The sequence below is a fragment of the Rubidibacter lacunae KORDI 51-2 genome, from assembly GCF_000473895.1.
Classification (GTDB): Bacteria; Cyanobacteriota; Cyanobacteriia; order Cyanobacteriales; family Rubidibacteraceae; genus Rubidibacter; species Rubidibacter lacunae.
This window is the reverse complement of record NZ_ASSJ01000006.1, coordinates 48,095-66,521: the sequence shown is the minus strand read 5'-3', so window position 1 is coordinate 66,521 and position 18,427 is coordinate 48,095. Positions and strand designations below refer to the sequence as shown.

The 18,427-nt window shown below is 53.1% G+C and carries 13 protein-coding genes; 9 read left to right on the top strand and 4 right to left on the bottom strand.

All coding sequences use genetic code 11. The features are described 5' to 3' along the window. The first annotated feature begins 1,649 nt into the window (after positions 1-1,649). From KR51_RS02090 to KR51_RS17165, 8 genes are all read left to right on the top strand, one after another. Positions 1,650-2,501, top strand: coding sequence for a type 1 glutamine amidotransferase domain-containing protein (locus KR51_RS02090; RefSeq protein WP_022604327.1), 852 nt, complete (start codon positions 1,650-1,652; stop codon positions 2,499-2,501). 261 nt (positions 2,502-2,762) lie between these two features. Further along, on the top strand, positions 2,763-4,469 hold the full coding sequence (locus KR51_RS02085; protein WP_022604326.1) for a thiamine pyrophosphate-binding protein: 1,707 nt from the start codon (positions 2,763-2,765) through the stop codon (positions 4,467-4,469). Between the two features lie 34 nt (positions 4,470-4,503). Beyond that, entirely contained in the window at positions 4,504-4,974 is a 471-nt protein-coding gene (locus KR51_RS02080; protein ID WP_022604324.1) for a nuclear transport factor 2 family protein, read from the top strand. Positions 4,975-5,019: 45 nt separating this feature from the next. Then, positions 5,020-6,057, top strand: coding sequence for an ankyrin repeat domain-containing protein (locus KR51_RS02075; protein WP_040654814.1), 1,038 nt, complete (start codon positions 5,020-5,022; stop codon positions 6,055-6,057). Between the two features lie 48 nt (positions 6,058-6,105). Then, positions 6,106-6,675, top strand: coding sequence for a DJ-1/PfpI family protein (locus KR51_RS02070; protein WP_022604320.1), 570 nt, complete (start codon positions 6,106-6,108; stop codon positions 6,673-6,675). Positions 6,676-6,699: 24 nt separating this feature from the next. Beyond that, positions 6,700-8,796, top strand: coding sequence for a glycogen debranching protein GlgX (gene glgX / locus KR51_RS02065; protein WP_022604318.1), 2,097 nt, complete (start codon positions 6,700-6,702; stop codon positions 8,794-8,796). Positions 8,797-8,838: 42 nt separating this feature from the next. Further along, entirely contained in the window at positions 8,839-10,989 is a 2,151-nt protein-coding gene (locus KR51_RS02060; RefSeq protein ID WP_022604317.1) for an STAS domain-containing protein, read from the top strand. A 262-nt stretch (positions 10,990-11,251) separates the two neighbouring features. After that, positions 11,252-11,887, top strand: a complete 636-nt coding sequence (locus KR51_RS17165) for a TMEM175 family protein (RefSeq protein ID WP_022604315.1) — start codon at positions 11,252-11,254, stop codon at positions 11,885-11,887. 344 nt (positions 11,888-12,231) lie between these two features. Here KR51_RS17165 and KR51_RS02050 read toward each other — a convergent pair whose 3' ends face one another. The 3 genes from KR51_RS02050 to KR51_RS02040 all read right to left on the bottom strand — a co-directional run bounded on the left by KR51_RS02050 (position 12,232) and on the right by KR51_RS02040 (position 15,938). Then, positions 12,232-12,849 carry an exopolysaccharide biosynthesis protein gene (locus KR51_RS02050; protein WP_022604311.1) on the bottom strand — a complete coding sequence of 206 codons (618 nt, stop codon included), beginning with the start codon at positions 12,847-12,849 and terminating at the stop codon, positions 12,232-12,234. 175 nt (positions 12,850-13,024) lie between these two features. Then, positions 13,025-14,302 carry an adenosylhomocysteinase gene (gene ahcY, locus KR51_RS02045; RefSeq protein ID WP_022604310.1) on the bottom strand — a complete coding sequence of 426 codons (1,278 nt, stop codon included), beginning with the start codon at positions 14,300-14,302 and terminating at the stop codon, positions 13,025-13,027. A 112-nt stretch (positions 14,303-14,414) separates the two neighbouring features. Continuing rightward, the gene (locus KR51_RS02040; RefSeq protein ID WP_022604308.1) at positions 14,415-15,938 is read right to left on the bottom strand and encodes a CPBP family intramembrane glutamic endopeptidase; all 1,524 of its coding nucleotides are present in this window, start codon (positions 15,936-15,938) and stop codon (positions 14,415-14,417) included. A gap of 320 nt (positions 15,939-16,258) precedes the next feature. On the opposite strand from KR51_RS02040, the gene KR51_RS17160 reads away from it, so the two are divergent. Beyond that, positions 16,259-17,641 carry a BamA/TamA family outer membrane protein gene (locus KR51_RS17160; RefSeq protein WP_022604307.1) on the top strand — a complete coding sequence of 461 codons (1,383 nt, stop codon included), beginning with the start codon at positions 16,259-16,261 and terminating at the stop codon, positions 17,639-17,641. A 61-nt stretch (positions 17,642-17,702) separates the two neighbouring features. Here KR51_RS17160 and KR51_RS02030 read toward each other — a convergent pair whose 3' ends face one another. Further along, positions 17,703-18,365: a Na(+)/H(+) antiporter subunit B gene (locus tag KR51_RS02030; protein ID WP_022604305.1), complete on the bottom strand. Its 663-nt coding sequence runs from the start codon at positions 18,363-18,365 to the stop codon at positions 17,703-17,705. Positions 18,366-18,427 lie beyond the last annotated feature (62 nt).

Below are 18,427 nucleotides of genomic sequence, written 5' to 3'. Positions count from 1 at the left end.
CCCTAGTTTAGTGGTCCGATCGCGTCGTTGCTCGGCTTCGGTAGCATCCTATCGAGCCGCTGCAAAGCCCAAAACCTTTACCATACAGCTTTAGCAATTCAGTTGATTTGGGAGAAAAATACTTAAAATCCTCACCTTATACGGATTTTGAGGTTCGGCAGCTTCTCAAGTCACCAACAATTGCTCAATCAGATAAATTCCCTGAAGAAATCAGTTGATACGCGAGTCGCGAAACATCCCTGGATCGAGAATGTAGTAATGGTTACATTCTGCCATTGACGTGACAGTGCAGCAGCGACACCTAGCTCGGAAGAGATTCACGTCTTTCTTGTCGGGTTTGATTTCTCGCGAAAACGAGGAGCGCGCGACCGATCGAGAATGATAGTCTACGTCGAGACGTTTAGATTGCTGAAGCACCGAACCTGTTGTGGAGTCGAAGTTTGTGCTCTTTCCCCCGATTCGCAGAGCGGAAGCATTGACACTAAAAATATGTGCATGCTAGCATCGCATAAATCTTGCTGCTTATGGAGAATAACCAAGAAAATTGTCATTAGCAATGATTTTGAAAGGTTCTTGTTTGACAAAGACTTGAGCTTCGTTCGATAGCCAGACAAAGCCAGGTTTTCCAGTTGTTTGACCGGCAGCTTGAAGAATCAAGTTCTTTAAAGTGTAGGGATGCCTTGCAATTTGAGAATGTAATCTAGATCGCTATTCTCACGTCATTTCGAGTGAAAATTGTTCCAGTCGGGCTTTCTTAGGTTGTGCGATTTTTGCTGATTCTAGTCAGTCACCAACCCTTTTAAAGCTTTGTTTCGAAGCCTGGCTGGTCGAGGATGGATTGGTTATACTTCTGGCAACTGCAAATCTCCGGTCTGTGTTCTGAATCCCGATTACTGAGTCCATTTGCTCTGCCTAAGGCGCTAGGCTTACCAGGCTTTCCGAAGTTCGTCTCTCGGGCATAAGATGGTTTGAAGCTCAGGGCACCGCGATGAGTTCGCATAAGACCGAAGGTTGGCACGGGAAAATGTTTTTTTTAGCTCCAGGTGCACGACGGTTCGGCAATTTTTCTATGCGCCCTTCTTCAAAAGCGTGTCGATAGGTTATTTGTGGAGTGGGCATCATTTGTTCGGATAGAACTGAATAGGTGCAAGTTTTCAGACCGCCATTGTATACCTTTGAGTAAACGATATTCCGAGCAATGCCATGGCTTTGGGTGCGCCGAGATCTAAAAAACTCAATCTGGTGAGACATCGGGAAAATGTCATCTTTGTTTCGAGCCCAAAAGTTCGTGACGAACTTTCGCGATTATCTAAATTCCAAGAAAACTTGAGAAAAGCGATTGCGTTTTTCTTGTTAGGTTTAGGTCAGAAGTTGAAAGAGTTTTGTGTTTCAATTCTTGTTTCCGAGGTTCCTACAGTGGTCTCTGTTAAGAGGTGCGGCAAAGAGTTTCGATCGACCAGAAAATCGATCTTATTTAGCTTGTTAAATCTCTAATCACCGAGCACTCTTAGGACTTTGAACTGAATTCTTGAAAGCTTATGTTCGAGTTGCATAACATCGGGAAAATTTAATGTCTGAAGAGTACTTTTATGAGTATCTGATAGGTAGAATTTAGTCAGGCGATCGATTCGTGAGTAGGAGTTAGGACGGTGAAAAAGATTTTGTGCATGGTGTCCGAGTGGGGTTACTGGGGCGAGGAATTGGTAGGTCCCTATGATGTATTGCTCGAAGCTGGTTACCAAGTCGATTTCATGACCGCCAATGGACGCAAACCCCCCGCATTACCGCCCAGCATGCAGGAAGGGTTTCTCGACACACCTCTTGACAAAGTGGTGACAGATGGCCACTATGCAAAACGGACTCGGGAAGTCAATGATTCAGACCTACTAGCTAGGCCGATCGATCTAGCGGACTGGTTTCCGCAAATGCCCTACTTTAATAGCGCCAACTACGGTCATGCTCTAGAGGATTACCACAACAAACGAGCTAAGTGCTGGGAGGAAATTGAGAAATACGACGCACTTTTGCTTCCTGGCGGCTCCGGTCCGATGGTAGACATGGTCAACAACGAGCGGCTCCACGCGGTCATTCTCGGATTCTTGAGCCAGAACAAATTAATTGCCGCTGAATGTTACTGCGTGACCTGTCTCGCTTTTGCGAGGGATTGGACAGACCGTAAAAGTATCATCTGGGGCAAGCATGTTACCGGGCACGCTCGTGAATACGATTACAAAGATGGAACTGGATTTGCTCGCATGTACGACTATGATGGCAACCCTGTTGAAGCAGCCGTGAACTTCGGTCCTCCTTTTTATCCCTTGGAATTTATTCTTAGGGATGCTGTCGGTCCCGAGGGTCAATACCATGGGGGCGTAGGGCACACCCTTTCAACCATTCTTGACTACCCCTTCCTGACCGGCCGCTCCACTCAGGACTCCAAGCTAGTGGGCGAGTTAATAATCCAGGTGCTTGAGAAAGGGTTGCAGCGCTACGGCTGGTAGGGCAAATTGGTCCCACTGCCTGCTAACTACCAGTTCGCCCAAAAGACTCTACGGAAGAACTGATTTGTGAGTTTGGCTGGAAACTAAACAATATGAGAGATTTCGATTTCCGCATTGCTTAGGGTACAAACTTTAAGACTCGAGCTTGCACGAAACCCAGTTCCTTCAGGCTTGTTTGACGGGTCGGATCCTAGAACGCTCACTTTCTAGAATTTTCGCTTTTGCTTACACCAACTGTTATCGGAGTTTTCCTCGAAAACTATGTCTCAGAAAACCGGTCGCTTTGCGATTCTCGAGCAATTTCTTGCCGATGGCATGCACTACATGTTTGGCAATCCCGGCACCGTCGAGCAAGGATTTCTGGATGCACTTGGCAGTTATCCAAACCTCAAATATATCCTCACACTTCAGGAAACTATTGCTCTGATGACAGCAGACGGCTACGCCAGAGCAACCCAGAGGCCAACTCTCGTACAAATTCACAGTACGCCGGGACTAGGTAACACGATTGGCGCGCTTTACCAGGCAATGCGAGGTCATTCACCGTTGGTGGTAATTGGGGGCGATGCCGGACTTCGTTTTCAAGGCTTAGACGCTCAAATGGCGGGAGATCTAGTGGCGTTTGCCAAACCCGTGACAAAGTGGGCGGCAATGGTGAAGGACCCGCGATCGCTGCTTAGGGTGTTGCGTCAAGCTATCAAAATTGCAGCTACGCCACCTATGGGACCGGTGTACGTTTGCCTTCCGGAAGATATTACCGACGCGCCATCAGTAGAAACAGTCCGGCCGACCAGCTTGCCGTCTACGCGCACAATTCCGGATGAGGGACTACTGGAAAAAGCCGCAGAACTGCTTCTCAACGGCAACAAGCCTATGGTCTACATCGGAGATGGCATTGCCTACTCCGGTGCCCAAGCAGAGTTGACAGCAGTAGCGGAACTTCTGGGCGCTGAGGTTTGGAGTGCGGATGCCGGAGAGGTCAATATTTCATTAGAGCATCCTCTCTACCAGGGCTCGACCGGTCATATGTTCGGCTACCACAGCAAACCGATCGCTAGCAAAGGCGATGTCAACCTTGTTTGCGGCACCTATATATTGCCAGAGGTATTTCCGGAACTAGGAGATATTTTTGCTCCGGGAGCCAAGACAGTTCATATCGATCTGAATGCCTATGAAATCGCCAAGAATCACCCCGTCGATCTGGGTTTGGTTAGCGATCCAAAATTAACACTCGCTAAACTTGCCGACTTGCTCGGCCAGAGAATGACTCCAGAGCAACGCCAGCAAGCGGCGCAACGTCTCGCACAAATCGGTAAAGCAAAGCAGGAGAAAAAACAAGCGCAATTGGAGCAGGATCGAGCGTTGAAAGGGAAAGTCCCATTACATTTTTCCTCCTTCATGGAAGAACTGGCAACGCAGCTACTGCCCGAGACTATCGTTTTTGATGAAGCCCTAACCAATTCTCCGCCCATCAGCCGTTATCTCAGCTTTACCGAACCAGGCTCTTATTTCTTAACTCGTGGCGGTTCTCTGGGCGTTGGCATTCCCGGCGCGATCGGCGTCAAACTGGCTAATCCCAATCGCCCAGTCTGGGGATTTACAGGCGACGGCGGAGCTATGTACACCATCCAAGCCCTCTGGAGCGCCGCTCGCCACAATGTGGATGCAAAGTTTGTCATCTGCAACAACAGTTCTTATCGACTACTGCAGCTAAACGTCAGTGCCTATTGGCAAGAGCGAGATATTCCTCGACACGACTTTCCGTTAAGTTTCGATCTCTCCAAACCGACTATCAATTTTGCTCAACTTGCTCGATCTCTGGGGGTGGAAGCCTGTCGAGTTGAAGTGCCGAAAGATATCGCCCCGGCGATCGCAAAAGCCGTGGCGCATCCGGGGCCCTTCCTTATTGATTTGGTTCTAGAAGGCGACGTTCATCCGGAATTGGTAGGCGTGCGCTGCGGTCAATAGTTTCTCAAGTGGTTTTGCACAAAAGGATAGATTCATGGTGATGACTGAGTTGGCTCCGTTAACCCAAACCGAGGTCCGGACATTTGTAACAGAGTGGTTCCGAGGACTCAATGACCATCAACCCCTCGAAACCGTTCTTTCACGACTATTGCCTAATTCATTGGTTAAGTATCCCGAGGCAGAACTCCGCGGTCATGATGCTTTTGCTGATTGGTATCGCAACACGGTTTTAGCCTGCTACTTCGACCAGACCCATGAGGTTCAAGCCATTGAAATCAAACTATCACCTGACGGGAGCCAAGCGGATCTCCAACTGGTGGTCCATTGGGAAGCTAAAACCTGGGAGTCGCCCGCCGCATTCAGCACCTGGCTTGGATACTATTCGACTCATCTGTGGGTCGTGAAGCGATCGCCTCAGACCTTCAAGCCTGCCATTGAGAGTCACATTGTCCATCTCATCACTCCCATGGAAGGGTCTGCTGGAATTAGCGGTGCGAACACTTAGTGAAGAAGGCAGGTAAAAATAATGGCAATTACCGATTCAATACCTGTGACAACCGCCTTTGAACAAGCCATTGTTGCCAATGATTTGGCAGCTGTTAGTGAGTTCCTCCAGGGTGGGGTAGCCGTAAACCAGAAAAATCCTTTGGGATTAACACCTTTAATGGTCGCTGCCGGACGCGGATATCTACAACTGCTGGAGATATTGCTAACGGCTGGTGCCGACGTTCACGTTCTAGACAGTCGCATGGGGGCTTCGGCCCTCCACAAAGCAGCCCAACGGGGCATTCCTGATGGGGCGCGCCTTCTACTTGAAGCCGGGGCTTTTATCGATCTGCGCTCGGCAGTTCTGGGGCATACGCCTTTGATGGATGCAGCTTGGAATAAGCAACCGGCCATGGTGGCATTGCTCCTCGATCGCGGTGCCAATACCGCTCTAACCACCAGTTACGGAGGCAGTCTTGCGGACTTTATCGGGACGAGCTCTGGGGCTCCCGCGTCCTCGGACTCTCCGGCTCAAGAACAGGTGATCGCCCGAATGCGGGCACTGGTTGAGGACCGGGAAGCTCGCGATCGCCAACGGATAGCGGGAAACCGTCTCATGGCTGCGGTGCAGGCCCGGGATCTCACGACGTTGCACGAAGCACTAGCAGAAGGCGATGACGTTAATCAACGCCTACCGTCGACCGGAACCCCTGACGACGGAACGACCCCATTGCTCGCAGCCAGTCTTGCAGGGGAAACTCAACTTGTCGAGGCATTACTCGCCGCAGGGGCAGATCCCCACCTTGTCGATCGCATCATGAAAGCAACGCCGGGGCACAAAGCCGCTTATCGGGGCCACAGCGCAGTATTAGAGAGATTAATCTCTGCCGGTCTGGAACTCGATGCCCAAGGTCCTTACAACGGCTATAGCGCCCTTCATGATGCAGTCTGGCACGGACATACTGCCACGGTTAAGAGTTTGTTGGCGGCCGGGGCACGTCCCAATCTAGTTGCCCACAACGGCAAGACGCCCCTCGATCTAGCTATCGAATACGGCTATCTCGAAATAGCGGATTTGTTGCGTTCAGCAATTGATGCTTAGCCCCCCTCGATCCCATTCGAGAAACTTAATTAATATCGAGTCCCAATCATGAAACTTAATGGCAAGAAAATCGGTATTCTGCTCGAAAGTGATTTCTACGAGCGCGAAATTTGGTACTACAGTTATCGATTTCCTGAGGAAGGCGCAGACCTACATTTTCTCACTAGACTGTGGGGGCAGTCATCAATCACCTTCAAAGGCCATGAATTTCAAGCTCCCTTTGAATGTCATGAATCCTTTGAGGACATGAGCGATAAGGAACTAGCTAGTTTTGCTGCGATTATTGTCCCTTCTGCGTTTGTATCCGACCGCCTCCGCTATACAGCGGATGTCACTAAACTTCCCCCTGCCACCGAATTTCTCCAGCGAGCTTTTACAAACAAAAAAATCCTCAAAGGTTTGATCTGTCATGCACTGTGGTTGACAGCACCGGCACCAGAACTGATTCGTGGACGCCCTTTGACTTGTCATAATAATCTTCACGGTGACGCTTTGGCTTACGGTGCCTTATACCAGGACCAGGACATAGTTGTTGATGGCGATCTAGTGACGGGGCGAACCGGTGCCCAAGCCGGTTTGTTCGCCCACAAAATCATCGAGCTGCTTGCCCAAGAGTAAGTCAATCCTCACCAAGTATTTCCTATGAATTCAACCACAGCTAAGCCCAAATACACTATCTCAGGCGGTAGTTCCTACCCGTTAGGGGCAACAGTCAAACCTGACGGCATCAACTTTTCACTGTTTTCCGAGCGGGCGACCCAAGTTGAATTGCTCCTCTTCGAACACCACGATGCGGTCGAGCCCTTTCAAATCGTCTCCTTCGATCCGAACGCCCACCGGACGTTTCACTTTTGGCATGTCTTTGTCGAAGGACTGCCAGCCGGTACCCACTATGCCTATCGCGTGAATGGACCGACGGACGCGAGCCAAGGCGATCGCTTCGACTCGGAGAAAGTCTTGCTCGACCCCTACGCCAAAGGAAACAACAAGACTCTCTGGAATCGCGGTAAAGCTTGTGTTCCCGGCGATAACATGGCCGCCTCCATGCGATGCGTGGCGATCGATACCGACAACTACGACTGGGAAGGGGACCGGCCTTTGGGTCGTCCCATTAACGAGTCGATTATCTACGAGCTACACGTGGGCGGATTTACCCGGTCTCCCAGTTCTGGTGTCAAACATCCCGGCACCTTTGCGGGACTGCGCGAAAAAATCCCCTATCTCCAAGCATTGGGAATCACTGCCGTCGAACTGTTACCGATCTTTGAGTTTGACAGCACCGATGTCCTCCGCACGGTCAACGGTCAGGAACTCCACAATTACTGGGGTTACAGCACCATGAGCTACTTTGCTCCCCACCCCACTTACTGTGTCAACCCAGAAACGGGGGACCACGTGCGGGAGTTTCGGGATCTTGTCAAAGCCCTCCACCGAGCGGGAATTGAAGTCATTCTTGATGTAGTTTTTAATCACACCGACGAGGGCAATCATCAAGGTCCGACTTTTTCTTTCCGCGGCATCGACAACCGCACCTATTATTACCTCGTTCCCGGCAATCGCCAATACTATTACGATTACACCGGCTGCGGAAATACGTTTAACTGCAATCATCCCATTGGGGAAAAGCTGATACTTGACTGCCTGCGCTACTGGGTCAAGGAAATGCACGTGGATGGCTTCCGCTTTGACGAGGGCTCGGTTCTCTCCCGGGGCGAGGATGGCACGCCTCTAGAACATCCTCCGGCGATCTGGGCGATCGAGTTGGATGAGGATCTCGCCCACACCAAGGTGATCGCTGAAGCTTGGGATGCGGCAGGTTTGTACCAAATCGGCTACTTTCCCGGTTACCGGTGGGCGGAGTGGAATGGCAAATATCGCGATGCTATCCGCCGCTTCGTGAAAGGCGATCCAGGTCTAGTGGGGGAAGTAGCCAGCCGACTGGCAGGGAGTGCCGACTTGTATCAATGGCGGGGTCATAGCCCTGTCAACAGCGTCAACTTCATCGTGGCCCACGACGGCTTTACCCTCTACGACTTGGTTGCCTACAACAACAAGCACAACGAAGCCAACGGCGAAGGCAACAATGATGGTATCAACGAAAACCTAAGCTGGAACTGTGGTGCTGAGGGCCCCACAGACGATCGGTGGATTGAGGATCTGCGTCGGCGCCAGCTTAAAAACTTTGCCACCATTCTCTTGGTTTCTCAAGGCACTCCCATGTTGGTGATGGGTGATGAGGTGGGGCGAACCCAAAATGGCAACAATAACGCTTACTGCCAAGATAACGAGTTGAGCTGGTTTGACTGGAAACAAGTCGAGGAAAATCAAGACCTGTTGAGGTTTTGGCAAATCGCTATGGGTCGCCGCCGGCATTTTAAAGAGCTGGTGCGATCGCGCTATTTCACCGGTGCCGTCAACAACCGGGGCGTAGCCGACATCACCTGGCACGGTACAGAGCTCGGCCAGCCAGGCTGGGACGACCCTCAGTCTCGGTCACTGGCCTTTACTCTGGGGGGCTTTGGTGACGATCCCGACGTGCACGTGATGCTGAATATGTATTGGGATAGCTTGAGCTTTGCTCTGCCCTCTATTCCCGGTCGCCAATGGCACCGCTCCGTGGATACGGCCCTGCCGTCTCCTCAGGACATCACCCCCCTCGGCAAAGAAATACCCATCACAGACAGTCGCTACTTATTGACTGCCCGGAGCGTAGTCATCCTCGATGCAAAACCGGTGTAAATCCGTCCGCTTGAATTGCTATTTATAGGAGTTAGATTCACAATGAACCCCCTTAACTTCACCTTTTCCGATCTCATTGCCGGTTACATCACCAAAGTCGATTTCCCCGAGGAGTTTGACTGCCAAGGGATGATGACGCTGCAGACCTCCGATGAGCGCAAATACGAGGTCAAGGTTACCGAAGCCTGCTACGCCGAAATGGTGCGTAACCTGGGGGAGCCGTTTTTGATGGCACCCAGCATGCAAGATATTTTAGTTGAAGGTCGCTTTATCCATGCCTACGGTATTTTTTACCCTGAGGCGAGTGGCGTCAAGTTTGAGGCTAAACATCTAGTCCTGTTCGGACGGGATGCAACCACTCTGCGCTTTGAGAGCCAAAACTGGTGGGTCCGGCAAATTCAGCAACTCTTGAACTTTTATTTAGAGAGTCAATTCGGTCTGAGCAAAGGCAACGCCATCGATTTTCGCAACTTTCGCACCGATCTCAGCGCCGAGGGCACCAAGTTAGACAATCTCCAAAACTTGGATACTATCTCCCGGCTGATCTACGGATTCGCTACCGCTTACATGATGACCGGGGACGAGCGGGGCTTGGAAGCCGCCGTCAAGGGCTGTCATTATATGCAGGAGCACTTTAGTTTTCGCAACACCAGCGAGAGAACCTGTTTCTGGTATAGCGAAATTGCCCTCCAACCCGATGGCTCCGTGCGCAAGTATCTGGCTTCCACTGCCGGGGGCAATGAAGGCGGCAACGCCATCCCCTGTTACGAGCAAATCTACGCCCTAGCGGGTCTGACCCAAACCTACCGTCTCACTGGCGATCGCGATATTCTACGGGACATTGAAGCAACGATCGCGTTTTTGCACCGCTACTTTAAGGATCGCGGTCCCCAGGGCGGGTACTATTCGCACATCGATCCGGTGACCCTCTCGCCCCACGCCGAGTCCCTGGGCATCAACAAGGAGCGCAAAAACTGGAATTCCATCGGCGACCACGCCCCGGCTTACTTGATTAACCTCTGGCTCGCTACGGGCAAACCGGAATATGCCGACTTTTTAGAATACTGCTTCGATCTGATCTGTCAGTACTTCCCCGACTACGACTACAGCCCCTTCATGAACGAAAAATTCCATGGGGACTGGAGCCACGACCTGAACTGGGGCATCCACAAGGCCCGCTGCGTCGTCGGTCACAACCTCAAAGTCGCCTGGAATCTGACCCGGATGCAAAGTCTCAAGGCAAAAGACTCCTACCGAGACTTCGCCCATAAAATCGCCGACATCATCCCCGGTGTCGGTTGCGATCGCCTGAGGGGCGGTTGGTACGACATGATGGAGCGGACCCTCAAGAACGGCGAAGAGTTCTACCGACTGGTCTGGCACGATCGCAAAGCCTGGTGGCAGCAGGAGCAAGGGATTCTGGCTTACTACATCCTGGCTGGGGTCTACGGTGACAAACCCGAATATTTGCGCTATGCCCGGGAGGGAGCAGCCTTCTACAACGCCTGGTTTCTGGACTATGAAGAGGGGGGCATTTACTTCAACGTCCTCGCCAACGGTCAACCCTACGCCCTAGGTACGGAGCGTGACAAGGGGAGTCACTCCATGGCTGGTTACCACTCCTTCGAGCTTTGTTTCCTAGCAGCAACCTACACCAATCTGCTCAACAACCAGGAGCCCCTAGATCTGTATTTCAGTCCCCAACCCGGAGCGTTTGAGGACAACCTGTTGCGCGTGGCTCCGGATATCCTTCCAGCAGGCAGCGTCCAGCTGACAGAAGTCTGGATCGACGGGCAACTTTACGACAATTTCGATCGCGACGGGCTGACTGTTACCCTGCCTATCGACCGGGAAATGCGTGAGGTCCGCTGTCGTATTACCCCTGCCGGCAGCGATTTTGATGCCGATGTGTTGGCCTTCGAGGACGGCATCGCGACCCTCGCCTTAGCGGGCAATTTGGACAAACCCGGCTTACAGTCCCTCCGCGAGCAGATCGAAAAACTCCACGGCGTTAAGGGACTCGTGCTCGATTTAAGCAATTTACAGGCGATCGCCGTAGTGGGCTTGACCTATCTAACTGTAACCAAACAGCGCTACGGTTCGGACTTTGCCATTACCCTAACTAATCTCCAGCCCGCCGTGTTAGATGCTGTTACCAATAGCGGTCTGGCCGAGGAATTTACCCTTGCCTAATTCATGACTAGTTGCGAATAACGTTGCGAATAACTTATTAACCAAGGCTCTCTGCCAAGCAGTAAGAGGGTCTTGGTTGCAACAACATTGATGTAGTACTAATTCCAGGAGACTGGGTTAGCATGTTCACCAGAAAACTCGAGTAAAACCTGCTAGCAAGCATTCATATTAGAGTTCTTAAGGAAGTCCTATAAAAGCACTGACATTTGGAGTTGCTGATATTGGCGTCCTTTTCAGAAAGAATCGATCGTCTAGAAAAACCATGAACCGAGAGCGACTGGGTGCCCTAATCGATGCTGTTTACGCAATTGCCATGACTATTTTGGTTTTGGAATTGCCTTTGCCCGACACGGAAAAGCAGATTTACCAGGACGCCAAACAGATCGTTGCAACTATTATTGACTATGGACTGACGTTTCTTGTATTGTTCGGTTTCTGGTATAACCAACGTCGTATCAGTGCTCTGGTCGAGGTCCACAGCCGACTAACACTTTGGCTCAATGGTTTGGCGTTAATGGTTGTATGCTTGCTCCCGTTTTCAGCCCGTTTGCTCTTCAAAAGCGGCTATCAGGAGACCTCTCTACTGTCTCTGAATTACAGTACCGGCATCGATATCATCTTTATTGTCGTTTGTTTGTTAACCGATCTACTACTTCATCTCACTTTAATAGCATATAGAGAGCACCAGATTGTTTTGCCAAAGGATCGATGGGGTCTCCGGAAATTGAAGCGATCTCGTCGGATTGCAACCGTCATTACTGCTTCGGTAATGGTCGTCGTGGTCCTTGTTCCAGGACCAGATCGGCGAATGTTGGTGCTGATCCCTTTGCTGTTAATGTTTGAAGATGAGGTGATTCGTCTCGTTGAAAAAGGTTTGAATAACGTGCGCAAGTCTTAGAGGCTGTTTGAAAAGGGTCCAGCTGAGTATCAGACTACCTTGAGCTACCCGTAGAAAGGACTTGAAAGTTCTGTTCCCTCGTCGTGAGGCATGTGCCTATTCTCGCGAAACTCTACTTTTCAAATAACCTCTTAGTTCGGACATGACGAAGCTATACCCCTGGAAAAAACTTGAAAGCCTTATTTGTCGCGACACAAAGAAATTCAAAAAACCTCATAAAGGAGGTTTCGATGACTTCTCAAGCCTTCTCAAGAGTGATTATTCAAGAGGTCTACTCAGTGGATCGATGCGAACCCAATTTAATTGCCACAAACAAGCTCTCGGTTCGGGAATGACTCGATAGCCTAGCCTGCACCAAGCAGTAGCTTGATGCCCTGACGCACCGCTTCCGCCCCGAACAGCAGAACTGCCGTCGTCAGCATCGCCCCCAGCGCGCAGATAATCAGACCCCCCAGCGCGATCGCTCCGTCGTCTTCGACCAAACCGACGCCCGTGATAAAAATACCCATTGCCGGAACCGTATTCGTCAGCGGCACCGGAATCATCATCGAGACCGACATCAACGCGATCGCGCATCCCATCAATGCTTGACCGGCTCGGTTCGTACAAAGAAATGTCAGACGCGGTCGCGCGATCGCTTCAAAGCGCTTCAGCCAGGGCGTCCCGCTTTTAGCGAACTTGCGGGCAGTTTCGAGCGCGATCGCGCCCTTGGCGAGCCGCGGCGGCAGCCACGGCTTCTCCCGCCCGATCGCCAGCTGCATTGCCAACAGCAACAGCGCGATGCCAAATGGAACTGAATAGCCTGGTGCTGGCACCGGGAGTGCCGACGGCAAGGAAATTAATGCAAACAAAACGCCAAACGCTCGCTCTTGCGCCAGCTCTAGCAACTCGGCAAAGGTCACCCGCGACTGACGCGGCTCCTCAAATAAAAAGCGCTCTAACTCTACAGACAATCGAGCCATCATCGTTCTCCTTCCCAGAGATCGTGTCCGCGATCGCGCCACGAATACAAGAATTCGAATCCCGAAGCTACTGTGCCTCGGGATTCGAATGGTAATTGTTTCGGTCACCAACCCTAGCTAGCCGTTCGTTACCGCTCGCTCGCTACAACTAACTGATGGTTGGCAATCGTTTTCCCTAGGTGCCCTCTTTCCAGGAGCTCATGTAGTGCAACTGGTCTTCGGTTAGCGTATCGATGTCGATGCCCATGGCATTTAGCTTCAGGCGCGCGATCTCCGTGTCCACTTCGCGGGGAATCGAGTGCAGACCCGGCTCCAATTTGCCCTTATTGAGCGCCAGATACTCGCTAGCCATTGCTTGGTTGGCGAAGCTCATATCCATGACCGCGCTCGGGTGACCTTCGGCAGCAGCCAGGTTGACCAAGCGACCTTCACCCAGCACCACCACGGACTTACCGGTCGGCAGTACGTACTGCTCGACGAACGGGCGCACGTCCTTCACTTCCCTTGCCATCTCGCGCAAGGACTTCAAGTCAAGCTCGATGTCGAAGTGACCGGCGTTGGAGACGATCGCGCCGTCCTTCATGACCTCGAAGTGCTCCTTGCGGACCACGTGCTTGTTACCCGTCAGGGTCACGAAGATATCGCCGATCTGCGCTGCTTCCGACATCGGCATCACGCGGAAGCCGTCCATAGCAGCTTCCAGGGCGCGAATCGGATCGACCTCGGTGACAACCACATTGGCACCCAAGCCCGCCGCACGCATGGCCACGCCCTTCGAGCACCAGCCGTAGCCGGCGACCACGCAAACCTTACCGGCAATCAGGACGTTGGTCGCCCGCAGGATGCCGTCGAAGGTGGACTGACCGGTGCCGTAACGGTTGTCGAAGAAATGCTTGGTGTCGGCATCGTTGACATTCATCGCCGGGAAAGAAAGCACGCCATCGGCGAACATCGCGCGCAAGCGGGTGATGCCGGTGGTGGTTTCTTCCGTGGTGCCGATGATGTCGCTCATCTGGTCTTGTCGCTCTTGGATGAGCGTCGCCGTAACGTCGCTGCCGTCGTCAATGATGATGTGCGGACGGTGGTCGAGGGCGATACGGACGTGGCGGTTGTAGGTATCGTTGTCTTCACCTTTGATGGCGTAGACCGAGATTCCCTCATTCACAACCAAGCTTGCAGCCACGTCGTCCTGAGTGGACAGCGGGTTGCTTGCGATCAGCACGGCATCGGCACCCCCAGCTTTCAAGGCGATCGCCAGATTAGCCGTTTCGGTGGTGACGTGACAGCAGGCAACCAGACGAATGCCCTTCAGGGGCAGCTCGCGTGCGAAGCGCTCGCGAATCTGCCGTAATACGGGCATCTCGCGCCCAGCCCACTCGATGCGCTGCTTGCCGAGTTGTGCCAACGACAAGTCTTTGACCTCGTGCTTGACCGGTGCTTGAGTTGCAGTCATGGATGTTCTGTGGTTTACGTTTCGTTAAGCGCTTCTAGGTTACTCCAATTTCTCGGGTAATCAAAGGTTCGGTGTCGGTCCCTACAGATTTCCCATGCGCGATCGCATCCGATTAGTCAATGCCGCTGCCCAGCAAGTAGAGACCGAGCAGCGTGCCGCCGTTCCACAGACCGTGCAGCACCATCGGTGCGAGTAGGTTGCGCGATCGCGTGTAGACCACTCCCAGTACGAGGCCGAGTGTAGCCAGCGGCAGCATCTCCGCCAAGCTGAGATGGGCGATCGAGAAGATCGCGGCGCTGAGCGCGATCGCCGACCAGACGGACATGTAGCGCGTGAGCGAGGGGAGCAGGAAGCCCCGGAAGATCAGTTCTTCGAACAGCGGCGCGGCCGCGGAAGCCGTCAGTAGGTAAATTGCGAGTGCCAGTCGATCCTGCGTTTCGACGATCGCGAACAACAGTGGATTGCTGCCCCCCTGCCCTTGCCAGATCTGCTGGTTGATCAGCGACACGAACGTCACGAGCGGGATAGCGACCAAATAGCCGCCGATGCCCCATGCCAACCAGTTGCCGCCGCGCCAGACAAACCACTCTTCTGGCAGCGGTAGATATGCCCGTATCGATACCCAAAGGATGCCTAAACCGCCTGCGGCTAGAACTGCATAGGTTCCGAACGAGAACAGAGCGGTAGCGCGCGCGCTCCAGCCAACAATATTGATGCCGAGCAACTGAATCGCCAGCGGCAGCACGAGCAACCCGAACGTGAAGAACCCGCCGACGAGGACCTGCCAGGTGATTTCCCAATCCCAAGGCGTCTTCCAGACAACATCGCCTTTGGTTGCCAAAAGCGACTCTCTGCCGCGAACCAGGCGCTGTCCCAGCACGAAGAGCAGCAAGCCAAGCCCGAGCAAGCCGCCGAGTCCGGGCAGGGCGCTAATGGCAACAAGTCTCGCGGCAGCAGCGCGCGCAAGCGCGCGTTCGCGGGCTTGCAGGGTTTTAACGTCATCGACGCGCTCCTGGATCAGATACAGCCGCTGCAGGGCCCGGTAGCGAAACCAGCCGTCCAAAACGTCAGTCAGGGCCGTTTCGGCTGCAATCTCAACGTGCGGTGGTTCCTGCCAAAGTTGGGTGAGGGTCGCACCAGCAAAAGCTTGTGCTTCGCTGCTCCCATTGCTGCTGCCGATCGCCGCCCAGGCAAGGAGGGCATCGTCAGTTTTGCCTTGCTGTGCTCGGATCAACCCGAGGTTGAGGTCGATGCTGGCGATGAAGCGCTGAAGGTCGGCGATCGCCAGATCGAGCGGGGCAAGTGCCTCAGATTCCACGCCCAATTCGATCAGCTCCTGCCGGCGCGATCGCTTGCTGTCAAGGGTTTTGACGGTAACCGCACGCGCGGATTGATACTTCTCCAGCGCGGTTACGTAGGGTGCGTCTCCGACGAGCGACTCCCGTAGGGTAACGAGATCGGCCGTATCGCTACCGTCGTCGGCGCGGAGAGCTGCAACGTGCAAGGCTAGGTCGACTTGGTACAGTTCCAAGCGCGATTGAATCTGAGGTTGACCGAGGCTGCTGCCTAAGGAAAGAAAGACTCTGAGGACCGCAAAAGCAGTGAGTAAACTCAGGATCAGGCGTTTGTAGGTCATGCGTAATGAGTAGTCATGCGGCTCGGGGGAGCGGGGTGTTGCTCAAATCTTAAACTGCGAAACTGCGCGATCGCGTTAACTTCTCTCCAGGGAGGGCTCTTGCTTCGCGGAGCTGCAACGTGCGCTACGGGCCGGCCGGTTAAGCACGCAAAATAGGGCTGCCATTCTCGACCTGCAGGCGCGATCGCAGTTGTGGGCCATAAGATTTGTGGGCGATAAAGAGTGTGAGTCTGCTTAAAAGAATCGTCCGTGTAAGCGATCTTGATTTTCGCGCAATCTTGATTTCAGAGTCAGTGCTGTCAGTCCCTCGAGGTGCTGTAATGCGATTTCATCTTGTATGTCTCTCGACGTGCTTGTTGGTGCCCGCGGCGATCGCTCCCGCCGAAACCGCACGTGCGGAAGTAGTGACGGCTAGAGACGTGCCAATTGTTAGGAGTAGTCAACGCGCCAGCGACCTGCTGGCTCAGACCGACGCAGAGCCCGAAGTAACCCCTGACGACTCGGAAACCGCCGATTCATCAGCCGCCCATTCGGAAACAGATGCAGCCGGCGAACCGGGCCGCGATCGTCTCAGTCTGGGGATCCAGCGTGGGGGCTTTACGCTGGGATTGGGGTCGCGCTTGCGGGAGCCGACCGTACTCAACGGTCCGTCGCGGATAGAGGTGGTTGATGCTGCTTCAGTACGCGTGTCGATTGCCTCTATAACCGGGCATTTGAGCCAGCAGCTCTCCAGCAATGACTACTTACTTCTAGAAGGGCGTGGCGACCCAGCCCTCGTCGGCCTCGACTTAAGCTATGTCAACGAACTCGGGAGCAGCTCTGGCGAAATAGCTATCAACCTATTCAACCAACGTTCGCAGATTCCGGCGTTTCAGGCAGGCGATCGGGATGTGGACTTGGCAGGTAGCGATACCCCGTTTGTCCATCGATTAGGTGGCGGCGTCGAGTATTTCCACGCGTTCTCCCCGAAACTGGGCGTGGCGGTGGGTGCCCTCTATGAAGTGGTGTCAACGCGGCCCGATCTCTTTACCAGTGATATTGCCACCGAGGACGAGTTGGGCAATCCGCTAGCGTTTAGCGACGACGGACTCGACCAGCTACTCGCGCTGAAAGCAGCAATGTTCTTCGACAGCGTTGATGACTCGAGCTTTCCCACACGGGGGACGGCAATCCGGGCAGGTCTCGAACAGTCCATTCCAGTCGGCGATAGTGCTGTTGAATCGACTCGAATCAGCGGCAGCGTCACTCAGTTTGTCCCGCTGAAATTGTTTGGGTTTTCTCAGGGCCCGCGCGTACTAGTGGCAAATTTACAAGCAGGCACGATCTTCGGTGATGTCGCACCTTACAATGCGTTTACGCTAGGGGGTACCAGAACCGTGCGTGGTTACGAGATCGGCGAACTGGGAACCGGTTCGAGCTTTATTCAAGCAACCATTGAGTACCGCTTTCCTATTGCAAATCTGAAGCTATTCTCGAGAGACACCAACCTCGGAGGAACGCTCTTTTTTGACTATGGAAGCGACCTCGGCACTGACAACAAGGTACTTGGTAATCCAGCAGCAGCACGTGAGAAAGAAGGTAGCGGGTTTGGATATGGAATTGGGGTGTTTGCTCGCTTTGGATTCGGGCGCGTGCGGATCGAGTTCGGCTTTAATGGCGACGGCGGCTCGACCGTGCACTTTGCATTCGGCGATCGCTTCTGAGTAGCTTCAGGAGCTTGCGAACCGCCCGCGATACCGGTTGATAACAACCGGAAGACGGCGTTTAAAGCAACCCTCGGTAACGAATGAAGATCGAGATGATTGCCCACGAGCCCAACGCCACCTTGATAGCCACCAGAATATTGAGCACGGGAATCCACCCGCCGCCGATGAGTGCCCCCAGTTCCCCATGAGGTAGGGTGTACCCAACCAAAGAAAATACCGAGATTAGCACAAAGACCAAGACTGCTGCTTTCTCTAAAGTTGCCGCTCGCCAGCGCTGGTATATTGACTCCATCCAAACCGGCGATGAGGTGATCGCAATCAGGCCGATTGCCGTTCCCCCAGCAACACCCGCGGCAAATCCTCCACCGGGGCTCAGATGACCGCGAATTGCCAACTCGATGCTGATGAGGGCAGCGATCGTCGCTCCCAAACGAGCCAGGACTACTGACGGTGGATCGTCAAATTGGCGAACTGTGGCGTGCGGCTGCTCGTCAACGAGCAGGAACTTAGCTCCTAAGACAGCAAGGGTAAAGACAACGACCTCAAAAATCGTGTCGTAGAGTCGGTTGCGGAAAATAATCCCCGAAACAGCATTGGGAACGCCACTCTCTTCCACCACGATCTGAACAACTGCGAGATCGGCAGTTTCAGCTGCCATCCCAGGGGAAAAAAGCATTTTAAGGTACAGTGCAGCTCCGGCTACAACGTAAATCCATTTCACAAGTGGTTTCTCCTCGGAAGCAGATGCGTATAATTCGACAGGCCAATATCGAGCTAGCGGAA

What these genes read in the sequence shown, in the direction of transcription:
- KR51_RS17160 (WP_022604307.1), top strand. Translation starts at nt 16,259, where the DNA reads ATGCGATTTCATCTTGTATGTCTCTCGACGTGCTTGTTGGTGCCCGCG.
- KR51_RS02040 (WP_022604308.1), bottom strand. Translation starts at nt 15,938, where the DNA reads ATGACCTACAAACGCCTGATCCTGAGTTTACTCACTGCTTTTGCGGTC.
- KR51_RS02060 (WP_022604317.1), top strand. Translation starts at nt 8,839, where the DNA reads ATGAACCCCCTTAACTTCACCTTTTCCGATCTCATTGCCGGTTACATC.
- KR51_RS02070 (WP_022604320.1), top strand. Translation starts at nt 6,106, where the DNA reads ATGAAACTTAATGGCAAGAAAATCGGTATTCTGCTCGAAAGTGATTTC.
- KR51_RS17165 (WP_022604315.1), top strand. Translation starts at nt 11,252, where the DNA reads ATGAACCGAGAGCGACTGGGTGCCCTAATCGATGCTGTTTACGCAATT.
- KR51_RS02080 (WP_022604324.1), top strand. Translation starts at nt 4,504, where the DNA reads ATGGTGATGACTGAGTTGGCTCCGTTAACCCAAACCGAGGTCCGGACA.
- KR51_RS02085 (WP_022604326.1), top strand. Translation starts at nt 2,763, where the DNA reads ATGTCTCAGAAAACCGGTCGCTTTGCGATTCTCGAGCAATTTCTTGCC.
- KR51_RS02050 (WP_022604311.1), bottom strand. Translation starts at nt 12,849, where the DNA reads ATGGCTCGATTGTCTGTAGAGTTAGAGCGCTTTTTATTTGAGGAGCCG.
- ahcY (WP_022604310.1), bottom strand. Translation starts at nt 14,302, where the DNA reads ATGACTGCAACTCAAGCACCGGTCAAGCACGAGGTCAAAGACTTGTCG.
- glgX (WP_022604318.1), top strand. Translation starts at nt 6,700, where the DNA reads ATGAATTCAACCACAGCTAAGCCCAAATACACTATCTCAGGCGGTAGT.